Origin of the sequence: Salinigranum salinum, from assembly GCF_009176545.1 — an archaeon.
GTDB classification, from domain to species: Archaea; Halobacteriota; Halobacteria; order Halobacteriales; family Haloferacaceae; genus Salinigranum; species Salinigranum salinum.
On record NZ_VTOJ01000004.1, the window covers coordinates 39,472 to 63,209 of the forward strand.

A 23,738-nucleotide genomic window follows, 5' to 3' on the forward strand; every position below is an offset into this window, starting at 1 on the left:
CAACCGGCTCGGCGGGAATGCTTGGCGAGGAGGTCGTGTCGGTGTCGTCATATCGAATCACACTCGGGAGGGATCTCCCAGTGAGAGTCAAACGCATGCGTCGGGCCGGTGATCCGAACAGATGTACCCGAAACGATGGCATGTCGCTCTGCGGTTCCATGTGGAACCTCGAGGATCCACCGCGCTCGCCCGGGGTAGTGCGTGAGCTCGTCGTCGGGGACTCCGGGTTCGGGCGTCGCCGAGCGGACTGTCGTAACGGTCCCCGAGCCATCGATGAAGACGACGTCGATGGGGTAGTGCATCTCCCGCATCACAATTGCCCGGTCGGCGGCCTCCTGGTCGTAGACAAATAGGAGGCCTGTATCGGCAGGAAGCGACTCAGTCCCGCTCAGGCCCTGGTAGCGCTCGGGCCCGGTGTCGGCCACCCAGACATCATGGACCCACAGGGTCTGCCCGCGCTGATTTTCGAAGAACACCCGGTGGGATGGCGAGTCCTCGTTGATGACCGACGACTCGAGTTCCGGTGAGGACGCTCCAGCGCCGGAGAGAACGGCAGCGATAGCGACAGCGAAGACCGTCGCTCCGACGACCAGTACCGCGACGACCGTTGTTCGGCGCGCAGACACAGAGACGGAGGTTCCGCCTGGATCCTCGCGATCAGACGGGCCAGCAGTTGATACAGAGTGGCTTTTGTCGGCCATCGTCCCGTGATACGAGAACTCGGCCGTACAGGGGCATGAACGTTCAGAGAGTACGCACTGCGTACATCGTTTCGAACACCCGCTCCACACCCCGTGTGCGATATGAATCCGGTGATATCGGAGCTGCCGGCTAATTTGGACACCCCGCGTGCAAGATGAAATCCCGTGAGCTTCTCGGAGCCACCCCCCGTGTGAGAGATGAAACGGTTGATACGTTCGGGGGGACACCCCGTGTGCGATATGAAATCGTGTTTATCATTGTCAGACAAACATATTCGAAGTGGTAGTTTGGGGAGACATTGGGACGGGCTCGCGAGGAGCCGAGATACACCCCGTGTGCGATATGAATCCGCAGACCTCGTCGGGTAAGACACCCCGTGTGCGAAATGAAATTCGAGATGCTCGAAAATATTCTGCTGAAACTAGGTATCGAAGAACTCCTCGATCTGGGCGTTCACCACAGAGCGGATGAGGTCCTCATCGTGACCGGCCTGTTCGAGCCGGAAATCCTCGCGGAGAGTCTCCGCGACGACCGACGGGTCGTCGACGAACGCGTACTCCTTGTGAACACCACCGCCGTAGCCCCGGCCTCGTTTCTTCGACGTCACGAAGTTGTACGTCTCCGCCTCGTTCATATACCGAAGATAGGAGTCACGGGACTTCTCGTCGGCATCCAGCAGGTCCGTGATGTACTGATACACGCGGTACGCCACAGTACTCGGGACCGTACTTAACGACCGAGTCGAGTAGACCGGGACGATAGCGGTCGCGTACAGCGAGAGCTTCTTCTGCGTCGAGAGGCCCTGCATCTGGGTGAGTGTACGGTCGCGCTCGGCCTCCTTCTGCGCGTCCCGGACGTGTTCTTCGCGGATCCGGTCCTCATCGCGACGGTCGGCGATCTCGCCGGCCTTTCGGAAGAGGTCGATTGCCTTTCTCGCGTCTCCGTGATCCTGTGCGGCAAGAGCTGCGCTGAGCGGGATGATACCGTTCTCGAGGACGTCGTCCTGATATGCGTCCTGCCGACGCTCCAGAATGGATTGGAGTTGGTTCGCGTCATAGTCTGGAAAGACGATGTCTTGCGGATTGAACGAACTCTCCGCTCTGCCATCGAGCTCCTCCATGAATCGAGGATCGTTGGTCAGGGCAGCGACCGAAACGTGGCCTTCGATCCGGCCTAGTTGAGATGCACGCGAGAGCTGGTACAGCAGTTTCGAGTAGGCAGGTTCGTCGTTGGGGTCTCGCTGGCGACCAGCAAGCAGATCGATTTCGTCGAGGATGATGATCACGGAGTCAAAGTGTTCGGAGAGAATCTCGTAGAACCGGATGAGCTTCTGGTCGGTAGAGACCCCACTCTCGGGGACGCCCACCTCAACGCCTGCCTGGGCGGCGGCATTCTCGACGAGCCGGTAGACCGCCCGGTCGTGGGACTTGATCGTCTGGCAGTTGATTTTGACCACGCCAAACCGGATGTCCTGCCCCTCAGCGAGTTCGATGACCTGCTCACAGACCGCGTTGATTATTAGCGACTTTCCGGTCCCCGACGGTCCATAGAGCAGCATGTTCGGGGGACGGTTCCCCTGTAGCGTAGGACGGAGGTAGGTGATGGTGTCGTCAAGCTGCTCGTCCCGACCGACGATCCGGTCCTCGTCGATAACTGTGTCCGGGTCGAGCAGGCTCTTGTTCTTGAAAACGGAATTCTGGACGCCTTCTTGGAGACGGCCTTTGATCGACTGAGAGAGAGATTGTTGTCCATCACCGTCGCCGTCGCCCATAGTAGCCTGATATACTGCGTTTTATAAATAAGTGGCGGGGACCGCGTGCGAGATTAACTCCGCCGGGATCGGACGATACAGGTAGTATATCGAGGTTACGTTGTCCTATTCACGAACCGTGGGCGAAGTCAAATCACCAGACGACACCCCGTGTGCGATATGAAATCTGCTCGGTTAGGTAGATGTCGTGGACCCGACGCACGGTGCGTCGATAGTCGGGTCGATGTCATGGTGACGTGCTTGCGGATGGGACTGACCAAGACCTCGAGCACGGGAGGTTTCGGCAAGCGTTGGATGACGGTGGTACTCGGCAGGGATGTCGAGAAGGTAGAAGTACAGAGAGATCGGCGGACGGATAACCCCCACACCCCGTGTGCGATATGAATTCCCGTCATAGGAGGACGTCCTACAGGGCGAGAAAACAGTACCCAACACACGGGAGACGGCCAGAGACGCCACGTATCGACGGGAAGACGCGGAACCACTACAGCTCCAGAACGCGAACACTTGACGGATACTCGACCGAACCAATCGTTCGGTCGTTTTCCGTCTAGGTCTATTGCGGATATGGTTCAAACGCTTATTACTTGAAGGTTTCCTTCAATAGTATCTTTTCTCAAATCTGCCGTCTTACGGTGTCTCTCTCGCGATTCCCGTGGATGTGGGCGAGTCAGCGGCTCTTGCGCCGATGCCCCCTCCCCTGTCTGTTCGAGATTTCATATCGCACACGGGGTGTGGGGGTTCCGTCCCCAGTCCTCGTCTGGCGGTCTCCACGACCGTCCAGGTCTTCTTGCATTCTCTCACCCATCACGGCCTGTCACGACTGCTGTCTCACTCGACAAATCCTGCTACCGTCCTGTGACGAGCAGTTATTCGCTCCCCGACGACGCCGCTCGAGACCTGATGTATCGACCAGTTCTCCGACTCACCGAGTATTCACGAACCCTTCTTGAGGGAGTATAGAGTGGCAGCTACTCCTCGGGTGTGGTAATCCGGAGCTTCCCCGCGACTTCGTACAGCCACCCCGAGTTCAGGAGCTGGTCGATCGCGTACTCCGCGTCATCTGGGTTGTCCGGAAAGTCCTCGTGACCAATCAGCGTATCGCGAGCGCTATCACGTGGAAGTCCCTCGCCGTGGCCACCCTCCGTGATCTCGGACGAGAGGATTTCGTACCCGCGCTCTATCCAGTCGGGCAACGATCGCGGTTCATCCGAAAACATAGCCCCTCACACTCGATCACTCGTGATGCCAATTCGTCCTCTTGTGGTGTTAAACACCCGCAATTTGGCTGACGGACGGCTGACACGCTCTTCCGAGTGGTTGTCCTGGAAATGATCGCTCGTGACCGACAAAGTTGAGTGGTGAGTTACCCCACGATTTTAGAATTATATTCTGTACTGTGGGGTAAATACTGGGCTCAATCGACCGATCACACCGAGATTCCTGTACCGGCCACTAGCCTTCGACACTCCCGTTAGGTGGGTGCCTGAGCACGACCCTATCCGGACCAGCTTCGAGAACATCCCCGTCAGGGAAGCGGTACCGTGTGGTCCGCACTTCGAACCCGACTAACTCCTCGTACAGGAACTGGTCACGTTCCTCGACGGTCATCGCGGCAGCTTCGCGGACAACCGCCCGGACGTAATCAGCAATAATTGGCGGGACAACGACCTCGACTTCACTCTCGATGACGTGCTCGTCCCGGATTTCGGGGCCACGTTCGAGCAGGGCGTAGTGGTCAGCGAGGCTGGATTGCATGTCCGATAGGTCGGACTGGATCGCGTCGAGATCGACGTCGCCGTCGTTTGGAGACTCCTCACCAGATGGAGACATGTGATCTCTTGACGGGGAGACCGATTAATAACTCCGCTCGCGACGAAAAATTCTCTGGTCCGAGTCTGGCCGGATCCCGAGAGTTTGAATTTTAACTGTCGCTGAGTTACCCCACAGAGACGAACAGAATCAGTTTGTGGGGTAACCTCATGGCGATCTACGTGCGCAGATCCTCTCGCTGGAGACTCATCGGTGAAGTTCCGAGTTGGTCCGAGGCGTGTGACGGCTGGCGATGGCCGGACTCACGAACCGTCGCGCCCGATGCGGGATGTCCAGTCCCCGAGTGACCGGCAGGAAAATCGAGTCGACGCCGCCGGCAATGATAGACGCGAGCAGCTCGTGTTTACACAGTACCCGCCAGGGCCGATCGTGTTTATACGGACACGAGCAGACCAGCCCGTCCGACCAGGGCAATAGCGGATATCGGCTTCCGCTGGCGTACTCACCGACCAGCAGCGGAGCCGGGAGGTCGATTCCGAAGTCGCTCGGCAATGGTGCACACTCGACGGCGCTTGAGGAGAGATCGCGTTCGTGAACAACGAATCGACCGGGGATCTCGTGTTCTCGTGCGACCGTCCGGACGTCAGCCCCGTCGTCGACGACGACCATTCCGACGAATGCGTTGTGCTCAGTAAGTTCGTCGATGTCGGCGCTACGTCCGACCGACGGCGGTAGGAGCGAGCCGTATGAGGAACGTTTGAGGACGTGATAGATATTCCTCCATGGGATGGCCGTCGAGTACCAGCGTTCGCGACGTGCTCGTTCTTCCTCAAGGGCAGCAGACGGATCATCAGTTTCCCGGCACATCTGTAACCGGTGAGCGAGAAATGCGGGGACGTCGTCCAACTCTGCTGACGGGTCTGCCTCGACACGGTCGTAGTACCGTCGTTCTTCGGCGAGAGTTCGTCGACACGATTCCTCGGCGTACAGCAAGCCGAACGGCTTCGATTGGCCTGCCTCTCGCCACGGGTCAGCCTCGCTGGAATCAGCCGTCCACGGGTTGTGCTGGCCGAGGAGCTGTGAGCGATGAACTGGACCCGCGGTCATGAAATCGAGTCGGATGCGATGTTCGATCGGTTCGATGGTCGGTGGCTCGTCGTCGACGTCGTAGCGGTGCTGCTGATCGGTCTTCGCGAGCGCTCCTGGCGGGAGCGAGAGCGGCGGAAGGCTCCCGTTGCTGGAATGAATTCGTCGTGTCGTCATGGCCTCACTCCTCTGTGGTGGATAAAACGGCACGAGGCCGCACTGAGACGCCCATGTAGACTGTTCTGTCGCCAACTCAGAGCGGACGAGTCACAGTCCGGTCAGAAGACTCGCGAACTGGTCGAGACGATTGTCGATGGCGTCGATGTCGTAGACCGCCGCCTGTCGTTCATAGTACGGCGCCAGCGCCGATGCATCAGGAGCTAACGTCCCAGGGTCACAGTCGGTCGCGATGGTCAACGAGCACACCGGAGCGTACGATGCCTGGAGTTCGCGCGTGACCGTCTTGATGTCGCTGGGGCGGTCGTCGGTGACGGTGATGATCAGTGGTTCGTCACGCTGTGTTTCGACAACCGTCCGGGCGAGACCGATTGCCTCGGCTAGCGGTGTCCCACCACCGCAGTCAGCATCGAGCAGCGTCGTCTGGACGTGACGCGACTCGACGGCGAACGGCTTCACAAGGCGAGCCTGACCGTCGATGAAGTCGATGATGGCAACACGAATCCCCAGTTCCTCGGCAGCGACGGCGAGCCGGGCGACCGCCTGTGTTGCAACCTCGATTTTCGGGGGGCTACCGTTGCGCATCGACCCCGACCGATCTAGCACGAGCACGAGGGCGTAGCGCTTCTCGCGACCAGGCGTCGGAGTATCACAGACCCGTGGATCGCCGATGGCGAGCCGATGACCGGCACGAGTATCGTACCGACCAGCGGTCAACCCGGTTCGGGTTCCTCGCTGTCGTTCGAGCGCGAGCTCCTTTTCGAGGACCTGCGCGACGCGGGCGGCGCCGTCCTCGACCCCACTCCATTGCCCCGGTGGGACGAGGTCGTCGCTGACCGGGACGAACATGACGTCGTCGAGACGCTCCGGTCCGGCACCGTTCCCACCTGCACCCGTCTCGGTCCCGTCCTCCCGGTGGTCCTCGTCGCCTTGGTGCCGCCGATTGAAGATGTCACCGAGGTCGCGAAGCTCTCGCTCGACAGCCTCCCGGTCGACCTGCTCTCGGACTGCCTCTTGTTGGGCGACCTCACGGTCGTGTTCGAGCGCCTGCCCGTACCCTGCCGGCGACGGTGCGGCCCGCTCGACGCGCTCGTGAGCTGGCCCCGGCTCCGGTTCGTCCGTTGCTGCGGCCTCGACATCTCCATCGCGATGCTCTATCTGATCATCCTCGCCAGACGGGATTGGATCGTTCGAGGGGCCGCTCAGGTTGTTAGTCTCCGCAGATTCGGTGGCTGTCGCCCCGACGTCGAACGAATCGAGTGATGTCTGGGACGAACGGTTGTCGAGAGTGGCTCGTTCATTTATCTTAGCTGATGGAGACGATGGATCAGTCCTGTCTCCCGAATCGTCCCGATTTTCGCGAGCGCGCTCGACAGCCGCCGCGAGTGCGTGGGATCTCGACGGGTGCTCCGTTGGCTCCTCGCCGCGTTCGATGGACGAGTCTGCCCGCGACGCTGAATCGCCGTCCGCTATCGACGGCTCTTGATCACGCTTCTGCTCGTCACCCTTCTGGTCGACTGGGGTCGATGCGGTGTCACCAGTGACGTCCTCGGTATCCGGCTCGGGAGAGCTGACCGTGCCGTCCGTATCCTCTCTGGCGGGATCCGGCGTCACCGCGGGATGGTCGAACACGTCCTGATACGGGTCCGCCGTTGCCTCGCGATCGACCGAGACCCCAGTTGCCTCGGGAGTACTCGCAGCCCCCTCCTCCTGCGGCGAGTGGTCGTGCCTGTCAGTTCCCGAGTCAGCGCCACCGTGACTCTGCGAGCCGCCTGTTGGCTCGACGGCGCTCGCGACGACCGGCTGGAGCGTCGAGGTCCAGGTGTCGATGACGCGGCGGGCCCGCTCGACCGAGGCGGTCTTGTCGTGCTTGTGGGTCGCGTCGTCGAGGGCGACACCTCGAATAGCGAGGGCATCAACGGCGAGCTGAGTCAGCGCATCTTGTACCGACCGAAAGGCGATCTCGTCGGCCTCGGAGACGAACCCGACGCGGTCGTCGTCCCCGTCGAGCAGGACTTCGGTGGTGCCGGTCGGGTACACCGCGGCGTCGTACAGAGCGGTGGTCACCGCGTCCCAGAACGAGAGGCGTGCCTGCTGCCCATCTCCGAGGTCGTCGGGAGTCTGCGAGTGGATTCGGCGGGTGAGTTCGAGCCGGATCTCGGCCGTGTCGCTGAAGTTCGCGCCGTGGATCGCCTCGTGCTCGATTGCGCCGTCCTCGACGATGTTGATCAGCTCGTGGACGTGCTGATGGTATTCCGGGTCGACCTCGGCGTCGAGCAACGCGGCGATTGGGGCGATCGCGGTCTTGAGGATGTGGAGGAGCTCGTGGAAGGCGAGCCCGAACTGGTGGGCGTGGTCGGCGGTGAGCTGGTCGTTCAGCGGCACCCGCTCCAGCGGGGCTGGCGCGGTCGTGACGAGTACGAGAAACGCAGCGTCGATACCGTCGAGCAACTGAGCGGCCTGTTGTCGTTCGAGGTCGGTTGCGTCACTGCTGACCAGCGCGTCGACGTCGGCAGGGAGGACCGCCGCCGTCTGTACCGCAGGGGTGAGGACGACTTCGACGTCAACGCCGGGCGGGAGATGGCCCTGCAGGAACGCCCGGAGCCGGTCGCGCCGACCAGCTGACGCCCTCACTCGGGCGTTGATGTCGGGAGTGAACGTCTCGACGGTGGCGTTCGATGTGACCGAGGAACTGGTATCGGACATGATGTGGAATGAGAGGTATCGGACCTCTCCGCTCCCTTGCGGCTGATAAATCGCCGACGCAAAGTTACCCCACAACCGTACAATAATTTGAACCGTGGGGTAATTATTGAGGGTAGACGGAAAATCTGAACTTGCGACTCTGTCGACACCATCAGCAGCTGGTAGAAATAGCATGCGAGATACAGAGGCTCAGTCGTGTTTGAGTGCGATTCTATCGGGGGAGATAGGAACGTATACACGGGACGAGATCGGCGAGTTGGAGATGGAGCGGTGGTTGGACGAGAGAATGCCCCGAGGCGTAGCGACGATGCGTTTCGATTCGAGGTGGGCTTCCAGCCCGAGCAGAAGATCGATTATTCCGGTTCGATTTTAATTTTCCTGCCAAAGTTAACCCGGAACTGCCGTCTTGATTGTTAAGTCATCAAACAGCGTGTACAGTGCGTCGTGTGCCTTAATGGCAGCATCTCGAATATCCTCTTCCTTCTCCTCATCGATTGATGACCACGGGGTGTGCGCAATCTCATTGCGTCGAGACGCCATACGCTGCAGATATCCGTGCTGCTTCTCATCGAGTACGCGGAGTAGTCGGGCCAGCCGAATACGGTCAGAGTGACCCATCTCCTCGACTAAGTCTAAGTCCTTGTTGGCTATATCCTCCATCTTTTCGTCCCGAAGCTTCATCATACATTGCACACTCAGAAACTCCTCGAAGAACGCGCTCATCCGCACGATGACCATTTTAAAATCCTCGTTGTCAAGCAGTCTGGAAAGCGTGTTGTACTCCTCATCGGCGATGTGGGCGAGAGCGTGCTGCGCCACAAGTCTGCTGACGACGCCGATTAGAACGTCCTCCTGTAGGTCTTCATCGTCAATCCACTCGTCGGGAGGGTTGTGAATCAACTGTTGAATTCCGTCTTCGTCTTCAAACCCAGCAATTCTCTCGACGGCTGCGTCCTTCTTGAAGTAATTCTTGAAGGTATCAAATTCCGTGTATTCAGCCTTGACATCCTTCCACCAGTCTTGATTCACTTGTAGGACATGGGAATGGGTCTCCCGTGTGATCCTTGCAACCGCCGGTTGGTCGGTCATAGCGTCCAGTTGGTTCACGTCTGAGAAAAGAATCGGCTTTCTATTACCTTCTTACAGATGTGATATCACGGATTCGCTCGATCGGGACAACGTTACCGAGAAGTTCCCGACGCCGAGCTGGGCGGTATTGTGCGGCTCGCCGGAGGCGATGGTCGCCGGCGCACACTTACGCTTGTGAACCAGCGCGCCGATATCGCGAACGGTGATCCGGCGGCCGCGGATATTTGGCGTAGGTTCGATCTCCTGAGAGATACTCGCTCCGGAAGAGGTCGTATTCCCACTCCATACGGGCGTGATCAGTCGCCAGTCTCTCGAATCCGGTCCGGCAGTCGTTCGAGGCAGATCTCGAGGAAGCTCACCGGGGCTTCCACCTCGATGTGTCCTGGCTCTCGTTGCGGTGTGGTCCCGTCACCTGTCTCCCATTGAAAATGCGTCGTCCCGAGGTCGGGATGGTCGCGGTCCTTGTGCCAGCCCAGACTGATGGCGTCGTCGATCCACTGGACCCGCTGGAGGTCCGTCTCTTCACGTGGACGCCAGACGACTTCGAGCCGCCCCGTGTCTCGCGGGAACGGCTCTTCAAGGAACATCTCGATGTCGACGTCGACGACAACAGCCGTTGGCTTGATCGCGGAGGGTTCGTATCGGACGTTCGACGCCCCCGGGACGTTCTCCAATCGCTCCTTGAGTCGACGAAGTCCCTGTCGTCGGGTGTATCCACTGCCGCCTGCGAGAAAGAGGACCATCCGGAGTCAGCCTTCCTGGGGTTGGCTATCTGGGGTGAATCCTGAGTCCGTCCCCGTGCCGAGTTCGGTGAGTGAGTCCTTGAGCCCGATGGCCATCCGGATCGCCTCGCGCATCTCGACATCGTACTCCCACTCTTCGACGACGTCGAGGCGCTCGCGGCGCTGTTCGGCCGAGAGGTCGTCGTCGCCGACTGACTGGCGGAGTTCGGCAAGCGACTCCACGTCGAACTCGTGCTTCCAGCGGTCGATCTCGTCAGCGATGTCTCTGAGTTCCGCGGTAAGTTCCTCCTGCGAGTGTGTTTCTGCGAGGTCGCGGACCTCGCCGAGGAACTGGGTAACGGTATCTGGTTTGTAGCAGGTCCCCTCGGCGGTCTCGACGACTTCGAGATCGCCCTGCTCGGCCATCCGCGAGAGGTACTTCACGGCCGTATCGCGGGAGACGTCGGCTTCAGTCGCGATCCACCCGGCATTCCGTGGTGTCGTCCGGGTGAGCGCAACGTGCCGGACGCGTTCGGCGGCGTCCATCCCCGCTGGCCAGGCGGGTTGTTTCTCACTCATGAATCGTCCTTCGCGACTCGCGCACTAATAGTTTCGCACCCAAACCGAATATATCGTATTTGCCAGCCAGCAACGACAGAACTGAGCGGTCGCGGGGTTCACAGATAATCTTCGAGCGTCTCGTAGGTGTCCCCAGGATACTGATTTGGTTCAGCAACTGCCCACACCTCGTTTTTCACCGCGGCCTTCGGCGCGGCGCCGTCCTCGATGTGTTCACAGACGACCACAAGGTTCCGGGTCGACAGCGTCGGCCAGTTCTCGTTCTGGCGAGTCTGGTGGGCGAACTGGACGGCCTTCCGGAGCGTACCTCGGTCGACGACTTGGTAGCCACTGTTAATCTGCGCGTCAAGCGTGTCGAGTTCGACCTCGATGTCCTGGATGTAGGGCTGCTCCAGCGCCCGGAACCGCCCGCGGGTGGCAGAGTTCATTGGCTCTGAGTCGCGGTACTCCCGGGTGGGCGGATTCATCGTGATCACGATCCGCGCCGATGGGTGCGGCTCGACCAGTTCGCCGTGAGCCTTCACCAGCAACTTTCCCTCGTTGAGCAGCCGATGGAGCGCCATCGCAGCACCGGCTCGCATCACCGGGAACTCGTTGAGAACCAGCACCGACCCGTTCAGGAGTGCCTGCTTGGCGGGCCCGGTCCGTGGGACGATCAGGCCGTCCTCGGTGGGCGTCAGCGGCCCAAACAGGTCCTCCGTGTGGGTCGCCTCGTCACAATCGATCGAGACGTATCCCCTGTTTGTCTCGTGGCAGAGGTACTTGATCAGGTAGTTCTTTCCCGAGCCGCGCGGCCCGACGAGGCGGACGGGAACCAGCCCTCGGGCGAGTTTCTTCGCGAGCAGTTCGTCAAGGGGAAGCTGGAGTCGCGGTTCGACCGGGACCGCCGGCGGGACGACCTGTCCGGTATCGTCGACGGGGAGCGCGTCGTCGCCGGCGTCGGGGTGTGTCGCGGCCTTTGGCACGTCCGGGTGGTCCGGGTCGTCGAGAACGTGGAGGCCGGTCGCCACGAGGTCGTCGGCGTTGCGACCGACGGCACTGATGTACTGCGCCTCGAGGGAGTCGGGATCGAGTCCCGCAGTTCGGTAGACAGGTTCGCCCACGGCGATATCGGTGGTCGCGAGGTCGACCACCCGGGCCACACCACGGTCTGTCTCGGCGTCGAGCCGACGCGCGTATCGCCGGGCGGCGGCAGTCGCAAGGCGAGTCCCGACGGGGACGTGCTGGGGTGCCTCCTGGAGGATGGCCGCTGCGCGGCTCTCGGTGAGCGTCCCGGTCAGCCCGGTGAGGTCGTCAGCGCCGGCATCAGCAAGGGAACTGAACGTCTCGTAGCCCGCGTCACGCAACGCCTGGTCGATGGTCTCGGTGACGACGCTGATGACAGTGAAGTCAGGCGTGTCCGCCGCAGCCCCGAAGGCCGCGACGATGATGTCGGGTTCGGGTCCCTGCGGGCTAACCCCGGTGATCGTTCTCGTTCCACCCGCACCTCGCTCCAGCGTGTAGATTCCGGCGTCGGCACCCTCGTCGATGAGGTCAGCGGCGGCCTGCTCGCCGATGTCGACGTAGTCGCTCACCCGGAGGGTGACTCGTTCGAGGGGGATCTGGCCGCCTTCGCGCTGGAGGAGTCGCTGTACGAGGTGGCTCAAGACGGCCTGTTCGTCGGCCTGGCTGTCCGCGTCGTCGGTAGTAGTGGATGACATGGTACGTTCTGGAGAGGCCGAGTCGAGGCGCACTGACCGCTATCCTCGGTGCCTCCGCCGCTCGATTGGAAGCGAGAAATCGGTGCGCGTCGCGCCTACGGTTGCTCAAATCAGATGTCGTCCAGCTGCTGCTGGACTTGGTCGTGGAGTCGCTGAGCCTCCCGGTCCGAGAGAGCGGCCTCGGTGTCGATGTCGATGCCCGGGATCTCGACGATGTCCTCGAGGGCGTCGCTCAACGTCTGCTGGCCCTCTGCGAGGACCCGTTCGCCCGCGTCTTCGACCTGCCTGTCGTGCTCCTGCATGGCCAGTTGGATCATCATCGCCGGCGTCCGGAGCAATTCGCCAGCCACCTCGAGATACTCTTGGTATGTATTCGAGGCCCACGACCCGGTGTACTCCTCCAGCAGCGCGATCAGCAACGACAGCTGGAGATTGAACACCGTTGGTCGGGACGTGGGATCGGCGAGGCTGGTCGCCCGGTCAGCCGCGACAGCGGCATACGTGTCGGCAATCCCCCAGTACCGATAGCAGTCGGCAGCCGAGAACGGGAGTACCTCGAAATCGTAGGTGATCGCCCGGGCCCGCCGGAGTGTTTCGTCGACATCGACCATTCGCGTCTCGACGTCGTCGTAGATCGACGCCCACCACTCGCTGATGGGCACCCGGTCGTTCGCCCGCTCGTGGTCGGCGTCGGTCGCCTGTCCATAGTGCCGGCGCGTGTACCGCTGGCCCGTATCCGGAACGATCGTTTCGCTATCGGGGAAGTACAGGATCGGCTTCGTCCACAGCGTCTGGGTCCCCCGGAAGTCGTACCCCGTCTCGAAGCCGCCGTACACCACCAGGTCCCCGTCTGAATCCGCCGTTTCGGCCTTCCAAATGCGACTTCCCCCGAGGGCATCGATATCGTCCTCGTCGTCGATGTCGACCGCCTCCTCAGGCGGGCTGACGACCTGCTTGAGGCCGGGACAGACGACGAACAGCTTGAGCAGCCCGCCCCAGTCGCGGTAGCTCAGCCAGCCGAATGCCCCGGTCTCACCTCGGCGCCGGAGTGCAGTGATGATCGGCTGGTAGGCTTCTTGCGGATTGATGATCGAGTAGCGGTCGGAGGCGATCTGCCAGCGGAACCGAACGTCATAGCCCAGCGCACACAGCGCCTTCCGGCGCCGGTCGACGATGTCTTGATGATCCTCGATGGGGACGATCGGCTCGGCGTCGGTCTGGGCGGCTAGCTCGTCCAGCGAACGTTCGGCTGTCTGTTCGAGCGCATCCGTATCGAGCCCGTGAACCGACTCGATAGCGGTGACGTCGACGGTGCCGTCGGTTTCAACGAACTCGTTGGTCGCCCAGAGTTCCCCGGAACTGGCTCGTGGCAGCACCGCGATGGCCTGCTCAAGTGCCGTCACGCTGTCGTCTCCACACCAGGCTTCCGGTGAACGCTCGTCGTTTCCGGGAACTGCCTCCGCATCGCCGTCGGTGAGTCCGGCGAACCGGAGTGTATATTCTTCGGCGACGAGTGCCGGCACATGAGCGTGGTCGGCTGCTGGAGTGCCGTCGTTCGTCGAGTCGGTGCTCCGTCCGCGTCGCTGCGTGTGCTGGTCAGTAGCCATGTTTGAGTTTGGGTGAAGAGCGTTCGGCACCGCGGGCGCCAGGCGAGACGGTCACTCGACTGCTCTCGAACTCTTCACTCCCTTGTCTGTGAGAAATTCGCGTAACGCCTGACCAGCCAACCACCTCTGGGTGAGGTCCGTAATGCGAACTATCTACTGTAGATCGTCTGGAATCAGTACCGCTGAAAGCTACTGGCTCGGTTGTCCCGAAAGGGTCTGCTGGTCGTCGTCACAACGGGGGATGTACTCCTCGCCCCCGAACCATCGAACGAAGACGTCACGGCGAGAGCGGAGACGCTCGGCAGTCGTATCGCCGATCTGATCGCGGTCAGTAAGCGTGGTCGCGTACAATACCCACCCGGCGAGTTCGCCCATCGTCTCGAAGTCGTCGGCCAGCGCTCGCTTCGCTGCCGCCGCGGTCAGACCGAGATGGGTCCCGATCCACTGTTTCGAGACCGGTTCGTCAGCCGGGTCGAGCGCCCCGGAGCGAATCTCCTGTAGTCGACGCAGGTTGCCCCGGCGGTTCCCCTTCTTCCACAGGACGTCGTCGTGTCGGCGGGCGAGCGCGATCTCTTCGGCGTAGGTCAGCCCGTCGATGTCGGCTGTCTCGATGTCGACATCCGACGGTGACGGTGCTGTGTTCTCCGGGTACTCCCGGTGGGCGAACTTCGTCCGAAGGCCGTCCGCCTTGAGGTCCTGCGACCGGACTGTCCAGGTATCGCCGGTCAGTTCCCGTTTCACGAAGTTCGTCGCGAAGAGGTGGTAGTCGTCGACGGCGACTTCGAGCCCGAACGTCGGAGCGAGCAGGGCGATTGCCAGCTGGCAGGCGCGGTCGTCATCGGCATCCGGCCCCCAGTCGAACCCGCCCGGCGAGACCGGGTGGACGAACAGGTGCTTATCGAGGATGTCGTCGCCGGCGTAGACGAGACAGCCGCCGATGGTTCGCTCGCCGCGGTACCGTCGGGCGCGATGCGTGGATCGTCGATAGTTGGTTGACATCGTTATGGGTGTGGTGTCGATCGGGTACGGGCCCAGTCCGATTCGAGACAATCAGGTCTCGATCCGCGGCGCGAGCATCCGGGTGATGGTACCATCGCCGTCGGCGAGTTCGTAGGAGAGGATCAGCGGGAAGTCCTCGCCGAGGTCGAGCGTTACTGGCGTCCCCGCCGGGATCGTCCGGACGAGCTTCTTGCAGTAGTCCAGACTAAAGAGCGTGCTCGCGTCGCCAGCAGCGAGGACCTCGATGTCGTCACCGTCGAGTTCGAGCGTGACGGCGTCGGCGTCGCCTTCGGCCTTGATGACGAGTGCATCAGCTCCGGCTTCCATCCGGAGTCGAACGTGGTCGGCGACCAGATCGGCCGCCTTCACCCCTCGTTGAAGGACATCGCGGTCGACGGTTACCACTACTGGCAGGTCGAATTCGGGGAGCGTCGGTTCCGCTCGGATAGTCTTCGAGTCGATACAGGCCATCGAGTAACGGAGCCCGTCGACCACGACGATCAGCTTTCCCGATTCCGGGTCGAGGAACAGCTGCACGAGGTCGTCTTTACTGGCGAGGCGGACGGGGTCGGCGAGCCGGTCGAGGTTCAGTCCCAGCGTCCCTGGGCTGGCCTCGAAGGATTCGAACGCTGCTGCCTTGAGTTCGAGGTCGTCCATCGCGACGTTCGCGGAGTCGACCGCCCGGACAGTCAGGCCGTCCTCGGTGACGCGGATTCGGGCCTCGTCAACGAGTGCCCGCAGCGAGGAGAGGACGATCTTCAGGTGAGCGGCTTGAATCGTCGCCCGGAATGAGGCCGGTGGCTCGTCGGGAACGCCATCGGCAGGAGTTGTTTCCTCAGTCGAGTCTTCGTCAACAGGGCTCGCTGTCGATTCGGGGTGGTCGTTCGGCGTGGACTCACCGTCGTCGTCAGCCGGTGTCGGGGGCTCTGTTTCAGGCTGTTCGGGGGCGGGCTCGGGCTCGCGGTCCGGTTCGGTATCTGAATCAGTGCTCATAGCAGGTCTGGGGACCAGCCGAACGAGTCCTGACCGACCGAGTTCAGGCGTTCGTTCGATGATCCCTCGCTCATTTGCATTCGCTAAATAGCAATCTCGAAGCTCTCCGCGACCGCGCCACTGCCACCCAGGACTCACTCTCGACGGACGGGCGGGAGCCAGTCGCAGTTCGGACAGAACGCCTCGTACACCCCCAGTATCTCTTCGAGTTCCCAGCTCCCGCTGTCGCGGAACAGGACGCCGGCACGGACGATCGTGTGAACGTTTCCGTGACCGCACGCCGGGCAGGGCGCTCCCGGTCTCCAGCCGGCCCGCTCGAGATCGATGACCTGTTCGGAGCTACCAGCTGTGTCTCCCGCACCCGTTGATGAAGTCACGCGTTCCCCCGCTGAGGCTGGTCGTCTCCACTGTCGAGGATGGTCTGGAGTTCGTTCCACCGCGTACGAATCGTCATCGGGGTGACCTCGGCAGCGTCGGCGAGCGCTGCCTGGGTGACCCGTTCGTCCTGTTCTCTGGCTGCCTGATACACACAGCCAGCCGCGACACCCGCGGGATTGTACCCGTTCGCGACACCGGTGCGCACTGCCTGTTTCGCAAGCGCCGCTGCTCGCTGGCGGGTCCCCGCCGAGAGGCCGAGTGCCGAGGTGACTCTCGGGACGTACTCGAGAGGCTCCATCGGTACCGTCGGAAGTTCGAGCTCCCGGTTGAGCACGCTGTATGCGTTCTGAACGCGCTCGTGGGAGACTGCCGAGGTCACGCTGACTTCTTGGAGCGTTCGGGGCAGCCCGGCACACCGACACGCGGCGTAGACGCTGGCGGCAGCCATCGCCTCGATCGACCGGCCACGGATGAGGTCCTCGCCGGCAGCAGTTCGGTAGAGGCGACAGGCCTGGTCGCGGAGGCTCCGTGGGAGATCGAGTGCGCCGACGATCCGTCGAACTTCCGAAAAGCCGTGGGCCAGGTTCTGCTCGGCCTTACTTGACCAGCGGCCGCGCCGATGCTCGCGCCGAAGACGGCCGATCTGACTCCGCTTTCGGCCCGACAGCGTCGTACCGTTGGCGTCGGTCTGGTCGAAGCCAATCTCGCTCGACAGCCCCCGGTCGTGGCGGGTCGGGGTCAGCGCCGGACCAGTCCGCGTGCGTTCGATGCGCTCTGCTTCGTCGAAGGCGCACCATTCCGGGCCATGGTCGATCGGACGATCCTCGAGGACGAGCCCGCAGTCGTCACAGACGGTCTCGATACTGTTTGTGTGGACGAGGCCGCCGCACTCCGGACAGCCGCTGCTGGACCGCTCGGCTGCGGGGACGTCCTCGTCGAATGTCCGCTCGTAGACGTTTCTCAGTGACATGGTTTAGACAGGGACCGACACTACCCAGCCGGCTCCCCGCACCCCGTTGTAGATGCTAAATCAGTCGCGGCTGCACGCGTTCTTCGGTAGCTGACTCTCCACGCCTTCGGTGATGGCGACATCGGCCGGCCTGTAGTTACCCCACAAGGGAGAGTCTGGGAAACGTGGGGTAACTACGAGCCGACGGAGACTCGGCCGAAACAGTTGTGGGGAATATGTGGGGATATCCCGAAAACGCGCATTCTGGGGGCTCTACTGGCGATACAACTAAGCGGAGCTAACGAGTGTAGAGTGTGAGGCTGTACTAGAGCCTCACGAATGGAATGTGGAGATTCCAATGAAAGGTAGTACCAACTCCGATAAGAAGTTATCGGGAACTCAAGACGCGACGACAGAACCGAACACGACAGATGCGACCGCTCTCACGCGGCCAACCGACACGCCATCCCCAGCCTTCCGGGCCGACCGGGAGCACAGCGAGCGTGCCGACTCCGTTGACGACCGCTCCGCATTGGTGCGGGCACTCTCGGGATTGCTGCACGCGCTCGTCCAAGACGACACCGAGTCGTCGACGAGCACCGCGACCGACGGGACGGCACCCGAGTCGACGGGATACACCGAACGGACCGCCTCGAAAGGCGAGTACGGCTCCCGAACGGAACCCGTCGACGGCGTCTACGGCCACACCGCTGACGGCGACCCTGTGGTTGCCCCGACCGGGCGACTCGCAGCGAGCCGGATCGACGCCAACTGGACGCCCGGCGACACGCTCTACGACCCCGACAGGGCCGGAGACGTCGCCGCGGCGACCGGAACGAACGCCAGTTTTCTGTTCGCCGAGCAATCCGGTGACCAGCAGACGACGTTCGCGATCACGTACGACCACACGGCGGGCCCGACGCTCGTCGACCCGAGTGGTGAGCGCATGATCGGCGTTGCGAGTGGCCTCGAGCCGACGATGCCCCGGACGGCATCCGCGACGACGCAAGAGCCTGCCCGGAGCCGACTCGCCTCGGTGCTGCCCGCTCGCGCTCGGTCACTGGACAGAGACAGCGGTATCGATCACGAGCTGCTGGAGACGCTGCCGGCTGCCGAACAGGCACGCCTGCGCCGACTCCGCGCACTCGACATCCCGACTGACCCGACACCCGAGGATACCACCGAGGGTGTTCCGACGGCCGAGTTGGAAGTGCAGACGCCTGATGGGCGACTCACCCCACTCGGGGACCTGTTCGACGAACCCGAGCAGTTCGCACGGAGTTCACTCGAATCGATCGAGTACTCCCTCGCTGTCACAGCCGAGATGCGCCGGGTGACCGACGGTATCCTGACTGCCCGGACCGATCCGGATATCCAGCCAGGAGCTGTCGAACTCGTGGGCCATGCGAAGTGGCTGGCCAACCGGTACGACGAGTACGCTGCACAGCGTCCGTCGCCGGCCCAGCTCGCCGAGGCTCGTGCCGAACGCGCAGCTGCGGCGTACCGCGAGCGAATCCGACCGCTCGTCGAACTCGACCCCGACCAGCACGACCAGGTCTCCCGAATGGTGGACCGACTGCTGAGCGAAGAGTTCGACCGGGTGGTCGAGATCCGCAAGTCCCGACTCACGCTCGGAATCGGCCTCGCACAGCAGCTGCACGACGGCGCCGAGCCGACCCAGGCGCTGCTCCGCCAGGCCGATGCCGAGGCAACCGACCCACGGAACGTCCTGACGGTCGGCAACGTCCGGTACACGTCAGTAACGTCGACGCGGGGGCGATTCTCGACCCAGGGGACGGTCCTCCGGTTGTTCGAGGATACCCATCCCGCGATCAAGCAGGCTGGCCTGCTGAGCGACGATACCGGCGTCATCAAGTTCGCAATCTGGAAGAAGAGCGAGTGGGACGAGACGCGACCGACACCCGACCCGACGGACGACGGCCGGACGCTAATCCGTTCACACCGCCACCCAGAGCTGCGAGAGGGTGACGTGGTTCGATGCGAGGATGTCGTGAAGCGGTGGTACAACGGTGACCCGACGTTCGAAACGCGCCGGGACAGCACCCTGACCATCGTCGACCGATCGACCGACGACCAGAGCGCTCACATGAGTGGTGATCGGTGATGTCTAACGACTGAATAGACCTGTAGCGACCCGTAGCACAGCGAGTCTCTTTCGAGACTCAGACCTCTAACCACCCTTTCGATGATCCGACGACCGAAACACGATCGTGAGTTGGTACTGTAGCCTCCCGATTTGCTACGCCCCATCCCCACACGAATCAGCCGGATATATCCGCAGTCCAGCAGACTAGGTACCGATGGACTCGTCCACGCCGCTGTGTCTATTCACGGGTCGCGTCGAGAGCCGAGATGGAGAGTACGTCCTCACGATTCCAGAGCAGGAAGTTGAACTCGGCACGCTTGAGCCCGGCGACACATACCGGGTCGGCGTCTACCCTGGTATGTCGACGTCGTCTACAACCATCGACGATCGACACGCAACGGGGACTGACCGGGGTGCATCGAACACTCGGTCAGCTGGAGAGCAGGCGCCCTCGACCACGACGCGCGATTCGTTGCGATCGGCATCGCCGAATACGGCGAGTCCCCCAACATCGACTGACCAGACGCCGGACCAGCCGCCGGTGACCGAAGGCGAGACCCTCCGCGTCCAGATCGAGGATGTCGGCGACCAGGGGGACGGCCTCGCTCGTGTCGGCCCGGGCTACGTCGTGTTCGTTCCCGATACCGAGGTCGGCCAGCAGCCGCTCGTCCGGGTCACGACCGTTCGCGAGAACGTTGCCTTCGCGGAGGTCGTCGAACAGTAGTCGCCGAGCGACGACTGTCACCCCGGCGATTCGACGAGCGTGAGCGGGGTATCCGGGACATGCGGGCCGATTTCGCGCTGGCCGATGATGCCACTCTCTTCTGGACAACTAGCCCGGACCTCGACGGTCAGTAGCAGGCCGACGAGCGCCCGGCCCGAGACGACCGTCGCGACGTCCATCTCGGTCTCACAGCCACGACAGCAGGCTGACTGGACCGAGATATTGGCGTTTCGGATCAGGTCGCCGGCCTTGGCGACGCGCTTGCCGAGTTCAGCGACAGCGATGTTGATCGCGTCCTGTGCGGTGGTGACGTTGTGGACGATCCACGGGACCGAGAAGGTGATTTCGTACCAGGTTGTGTCGGATGTGGTGGTCATTGGTTGTCTCTGGGGTTGGGCGGCTGCACGTCGTCGCTGTTCAGGAACTGGAGCGAGTCCGTCTCTGAGAACCAGCCGGTTCGATTCTCCGAGGTGTGGCCGGACTTCTCCGACTCCCTCTGTCTCAGCTACACGTCAGTTGCCCACGGCTGACTTCGTGGGCTTGTCAGTGGACTCCCCTTCTGCCGTCGAATTGACGGAGGCGTGGAATTCGCCGTTCAGGGTCAGCGTCCCTGACGTCAGCGCACACTGACAGGGTGCGCCTCCACTCGAAGACGTCTGCCTTGAGTGGAGTCGTTTCAGCAACTTGCGAGCGATGTTCTTGCTCGCGTTGTAGTCTGCGTTCAGTTCGTACCCGCACGTCTGACACACGAACTGGTGCTTCGACCGCCTGTTGGTTTCGTGGGTAAACCCACAAGACGAGCACCGCTGGCTCGTGTACGCCGGATTCACCTGCTCTACCTCGATACCGACCATCTCCGTCTTGTACTCGACGTACTCGAATAAGCGTCTGAACGCCCACGCGTGTAATCGCTTCACACCAGCCATCCGCGTGCGAATGTCGGTCAGGTTCTCGAACGCGATGTGTGTACACTCGTAGTCGCGGGCTTCGTCGAGAATCCGATTCGAGACACGGTGGAGTTCGTCCTGCATCCAGCGGTGTTCGCGGTCTTGTATCGACTGACTCGATAGGTGCGCTGACCGCGTTCCTGCCTGTTGCATCGACCCGCGAGTCTTCTCGAACTCTCGGCGTCGATGATTCATCTCGTCGGCGTTCCCGATGAACGCGCCCGTTGAAGTCACGGCGAGCGAGCCGTCCACGTTCAGGTCGACACCAAGGACTGTTCTGTGCTTGGCGTCCTCACGAGAAGCCGTAGACTGACCTTGCTCGTCGGTGGTTCGGCGCATCCGCGCGTGAAGATAGAACGACTTTGTCCTGCGGTCGTACTGCAGCGTGGACGTACGAAACTCGTAGTGCTCGTTCAGGAGGTACTCACCAATCGGCGTTCCCTCGGCGTTGCCAGGAAGCACGTACTCACACTCAACGCGCCCGTTTACGGTTGAGAGCGAAACGCGGTCGCGGTGAAACGTCGCACTCCGCTTGTCGTAGACAACACTCCACGCATCGAAGTGTGGCTGACTCGTGTTCTCTCCCTTCTCCAGGCGAGCAACCCCACTGGTCACGGCCTCTATCGCGCGACGGATCCCTTTCTGAACGAGGTTCGCATGCAGATAGTCCGTCTCTTCGCGGAGTCTCCCGTAAAGAGCGCTTTCGGCCTTCTCTCTGGAGGTTACACAGCAGTCGTTGGGGTATCGCCACGCCCACGCTGCAGCGGTATTCGCGCAGTAGAGGAACTGATCTTTGGTCTGATGGAGGTCATCGCACCGCTCCGTGGGAACGTCGAGTTTGACCTTGACAGTACGAATCACCTCCATCGGCATACGTTCTTAGCCTCGTATTGGTATATAAGCCTGAGTGCGAAAGGGTGTTAGCAGTCGTTAACACCCTGAATAAGAGCGGATCGGACTCCGTCTGGCACCAGCTCGTTGGCTGGCAATAGTTACCCCACGATGGTCCTATTAAATGAATTTGTGGGGTAACTCTTGGAACGCGGCTACAGGCTGGCGCCCTCCAGTCCCAGCTCTGCCGCTACATCGGTGACCGCCTGCTCGATCCGGCCGACTTCATCACCGTACTGTTCGGCCGCTACATCCGCTCGTCCCGCGCCGCGCTCAAATGCCTCGATCCGCGTGCCGGTGTGTTCGACCGCCTCAGCGAGCCACGCCTCCCGAGTGGCCTCGTCGACGGTCGCGATCGACTCCGGCTCAATGGCGACATTCACGCGATCGCCCGCTTCGTAGGGCCGGAGCTTGCCAACCACGGCGACGTACGACGGCGTGTCCGCCTGCTGGAGGAACTGCATCGCCTCTGGCTGGTACTGACCCGCGTAGACGAACACGGGCTCAGAGCCAGCGTACACGCGGCCACGCCAGTACTCGCTGTTCGACCCGACATCCTGCGCCTCGGTGAGCGCACCAACGATCAGGACGCGGTTCACCGCGACGCCGGTAGGCGAGAGGCTGAGTACAGGCGCCCGCTCCTCGTCGGACTCTTGGAAGGTGTGCGTCGAGGCATTGATCTCCTGAGCGAGCATCCGCTGAGCCGGCTGGCGGCCCGTCACCGCGGGCTCGAGCGTCTCGTCACTGAGGTCCTCGTCGGCGGGCCCCTCGGCCACGTCGTCGACGAGGAAGTACTCACCCACTACCGGGCCGGTCAGCTGATACCGCCGGCCGAGCACCCGCTCGGTAAGTGCGTCGACGACGACCCCGGTGTCGAGCGCGTCCATGGCCATTGCTTGTGTGTCTGCCATCGACAGCCCCGAGACCGCGACGGTCGCCTCGGCGTCGAAGATTGCGTTGATCGACCGGTGGCCGTCGTCGACGACGGCCTTGATCCGGAGGTCGAACTCACCCTCCACAGCGCCGTGTTCGCCACACCGCCCGCCCGAGAGGACCCGGGTACAGTCCGCCTCGGGACAGCGCTTGATCAGCCCCGAGCCCTCCTGGACGGCGACGACCGTCCCGCCAACGGTGACGCCATCGGCAGCCGCGCTAACCGCCTCCTCACTGGGCTTGACAACGGTCGCCGAGTTCAGGCTCACCGAATAGCGGCCTTGGAACTCGTCGGTGACGACGTTCTGGAACTGGTACGTCTCGCCCTCGACCAGCTCAGGAAGGCCAGCACTCTCCCACATGACGAACTTGAGCCGCCCGGATTCGTCACCAAGCAGCCCGACCTGGGCGATCTTCTCACTGCGCGGTTCCCAGAGCTGGACGACTTCGGCGATGACATCGATCCACTGGTCGGCCTCGTCGACGTTCCCGAGCATCGCACGCTCGAAGCTCGATCGCGTGGAGTAACCGGCCAGCCGGGCGAGTTCGGTCGGGAGATCCGCCCGCTCGAGGCCAGCCTCATGCACGACTCCTCGGACGACCGTCCGCACGGCCTCGTCCATCGGGACGCGGTGCGCGACCAACTCGTCGAGACGCTGTTCGATTGCCTGTCGAGTGACGCCTGCCCCGACAGCCTGGCCGTCGTCTGCGGCCGTCTCGATCGCGTCAAGATGGCTGGTGATGGTTTCCGCTCGGTCCTGCAGCTCGGTCGTGGTTGTCTGCGACATCTCGGTGTTCTCCGAGGACGCTCGACGCGCCGTCGCGCCCATAGACGCCGTGTCGAGGGCTACGTCACGCCTCTCTGAGCCTCCTCACTCCATTGCTATTGATAAAGGCCGGACGGC

19 protein-coding genes and 1 pseudogene are annotated in these 23,738 nt (G+C 62.2%); 2 read left to right on the forward strand and 18 right to left on the reverse strand.

Going from position 1 to position 23,738, the window contains the following annotated elements; genetic code table 11:
• Positions 1-47: 47 nt before the first annotated feature.
• The 15 genes from FZP69_RS21965 to FZP69_RS22040 form a co-directional block, all read right to left on the reverse strand.
• Entirely contained in the window at positions 48-701 is a 654-nt protein-coding gene (locus tag FZP69_RS21965; protein ID WP_152043567.1) for a DUF192 domain-containing protein, read from the reverse strand.
• 422 nt (positions 702-1,123) lie between these two features.
• Positions 1,124-2,473, reverse strand: coding sequence for an orc1/cdc6 family replication initiation protein (locus tag FZP69_RS21970; protein ID WP_152043568.1), 1,350 nt, complete (start codon positions 2,471-2,473; stop codon positions 1,124-1,126).
• A gap of 971 nt (positions 2,474-3,444) precedes the next feature.
• Positions 3,445-3,693 (reverse strand): hypothetical protein, encoded by a 249-nt coding sequence (locus FZP69_RS21975; RefSeq protein ID WP_112080365.1) that lies wholly within the window; start codon positions 3,691-3,693, stop codon positions 3,445-3,447.
• A 235-nt stretch (positions 3,694-3,928) separates the two neighbouring features.
• Positions 3,929-4,306 carry a hypothetical protein gene (locus FZP69_RS21980; protein WP_152043569.1) on the reverse strand — a complete coding sequence of 126 codons (378 nt, stop codon included), beginning with the start codon at positions 4,304-4,306 and terminating at the stop codon, positions 3,929-3,931.
• Between the two features lie 186 nt (positions 4,307-4,492).
• A complete protein-coding gene (locus tag FZP69_RS21985) occupies positions 4,493-5,509 on the reverse strand; it encodes a hypothetical protein (protein WP_152043570.1) in 1,017 nt (338 codons plus the stop codon).
• A gap of 90 nt (positions 5,510-5,599) precedes the next feature.
• Positions 5,600-8,215: a vWA domain-containing protein gene (locus tag FZP69_RS21990; protein WP_152043571.1), complete on the reverse strand. Its 2,616-nt coding sequence runs from the start codon at positions 8,213-8,215 to the stop codon at positions 5,600-5,602.
• A gap of 387 nt (positions 8,216-8,602) precedes the next feature.
• Positions 8,603-9,304, reverse strand: a complete 702-nt coding sequence (locus FZP69_RS21995; RefSeq protein WP_152043572.1) for a hypothetical protein — start codon at positions 9,302-9,304, stop codon at positions 8,603-8,605.
• A 296-nt stretch (positions 9,305-9,600) separates the two neighbouring features.
• A complete protein-coding gene (locus tag FZP69_RS22005; protein ID WP_240137806.1) occupies positions 9,601-10,047 on the reverse strand; it encodes a hypothetical protein in 447 nt (148 codons plus the stop codon).
• Between the two features lie 6 nt (positions 10,048-10,053).
• Positions 10,054-10,605 (reverse strand): DUF7342 family protein, encoded by a 552-nt coding sequence (locus FZP69_RS22010; RefSeq protein ID WP_240137807.1) that lies wholly within the window; start codon positions 10,603-10,605, stop codon positions 10,054-10,056.
• A gap of 98 nt (positions 10,606-10,703) precedes the next feature.
• Entirely contained in the window at positions 10,704-12,305 is a 1,602-nt protein-coding gene (locus FZP69_RS22015; protein WP_152043573.1) for an AAA family ATPase, read from the reverse strand.
• 110 nt (positions 12,306-12,415) lie between these two features.
• Positions 12,416-13,708, reverse strand: a complete 1,293-nt coding sequence (locus FZP69_RS22020) for a hypothetical protein (protein ID WP_240137808.1) — start codon at positions 13,706-13,708, stop codon at positions 12,416-12,418.
• A 393-nt stretch (positions 13,709-14,101) separates the two neighbouring features.
• The gene (locus FZP69_RS22025; RefSeq protein WP_152043574.1) at positions 14,102-14,911 is read right to left on the reverse strand and encodes a DUF6166 domain-containing protein; all 810 of its coding nucleotides are present in this window, start codon (positions 14,909-14,911) and stop codon (positions 14,102-14,104) included.
• Positions 14,912-14,962: 51 nt separating this feature from the next.
• Positions 14,963-15,904: a DNA polymerase sliding clamp gene (locus FZP69_RS22030; protein WP_152043575.1), complete on the reverse strand. Its 942-nt coding sequence runs from the start codon at positions 15,902-15,904 to the stop codon at positions 14,963-14,965.
• A gap of 134 nt (positions 15,905-16,038) precedes the next feature.
• Entirely contained in the window at positions 16,039-16,281 is a 243-nt protein-coding gene (locus FZP69_RS22035) for a hypothetical protein (RefSeq protein WP_152043576.1), read from the reverse strand.
• Positions 16,278-17,252, reverse strand: a complete 975-nt coding sequence (locus tag FZP69_RS22040) for a transcription initiation factor IIB (RefSeq protein ID WP_152043577.1) — start codon at positions 17,250-17,252, stop codon at positions 16,278-16,280. Before FZP69_RS22040 ends, FZP69_RS22035 begins: the two co-directional genes overlap by 4 nt.
• Positions 17,253-17,763: 511 nt before the next feature.
• Between FZP69_RS22040 and FZP69_RS22045 the strand changes: the two genes are divergently transcribed.
• Positions 17,764-19,356, forward strand: a complete 1,593-nt coding sequence (locus tag FZP69_RS22045; protein WP_152043578.1) for a hypothetical protein — start codon at positions 17,764-17,766, stop codon at positions 19,354-19,356.
• Between the two features lie 523 nt (positions 19,357-19,879).
• Positions 19,880-20,062, forward strand: a complete 183-nt coding sequence (locus tag FZP69_RS23145; protein ID WP_192918703.1) for a TRAM domain-containing protein — start codon at positions 19,880-19,882, stop codon at positions 20,060-20,062.
• Between the two features lie 17 nt (positions 20,063-20,079).
• Here the strand turns inward: FZP69_RS23145 and FZP69_RS22055 are convergent, their stop codons facing one another.
• The 3 genes and pseudogenes from FZP69_RS22055 to FZP69_RS23480 form a co-directional block, all read right to left on the reverse strand.
• Entirely contained in the window at positions 20,080-20,439 is a 360-nt protein-coding gene (locus FZP69_RS22055) for a DUF555 domain-containing protein (protein ID WP_152043580.1), read from the reverse strand.
• Between the two features lie 135 nt (positions 20,440-20,574).
• A complete protein-coding gene (locus FZP69_RS22060) occupies positions 20,575-21,876 on the reverse strand; it encodes an RNA-guided endonuclease InsQ/TnpB family protein (protein ID WP_152043606.1) in 1,302 nt (433 codons plus the stop codon).
• A gap of 773 nt (positions 21,877-22,649) precedes the next feature.
• A pseudogene (locus FZP69_RS23480) lies at positions 22,650-23,456 on the reverse strand (replication factor A); the annotation flags it as partial.
• Between the last annotated feature and the right edge of the window lie 282 nt (positions 23,457-23,738).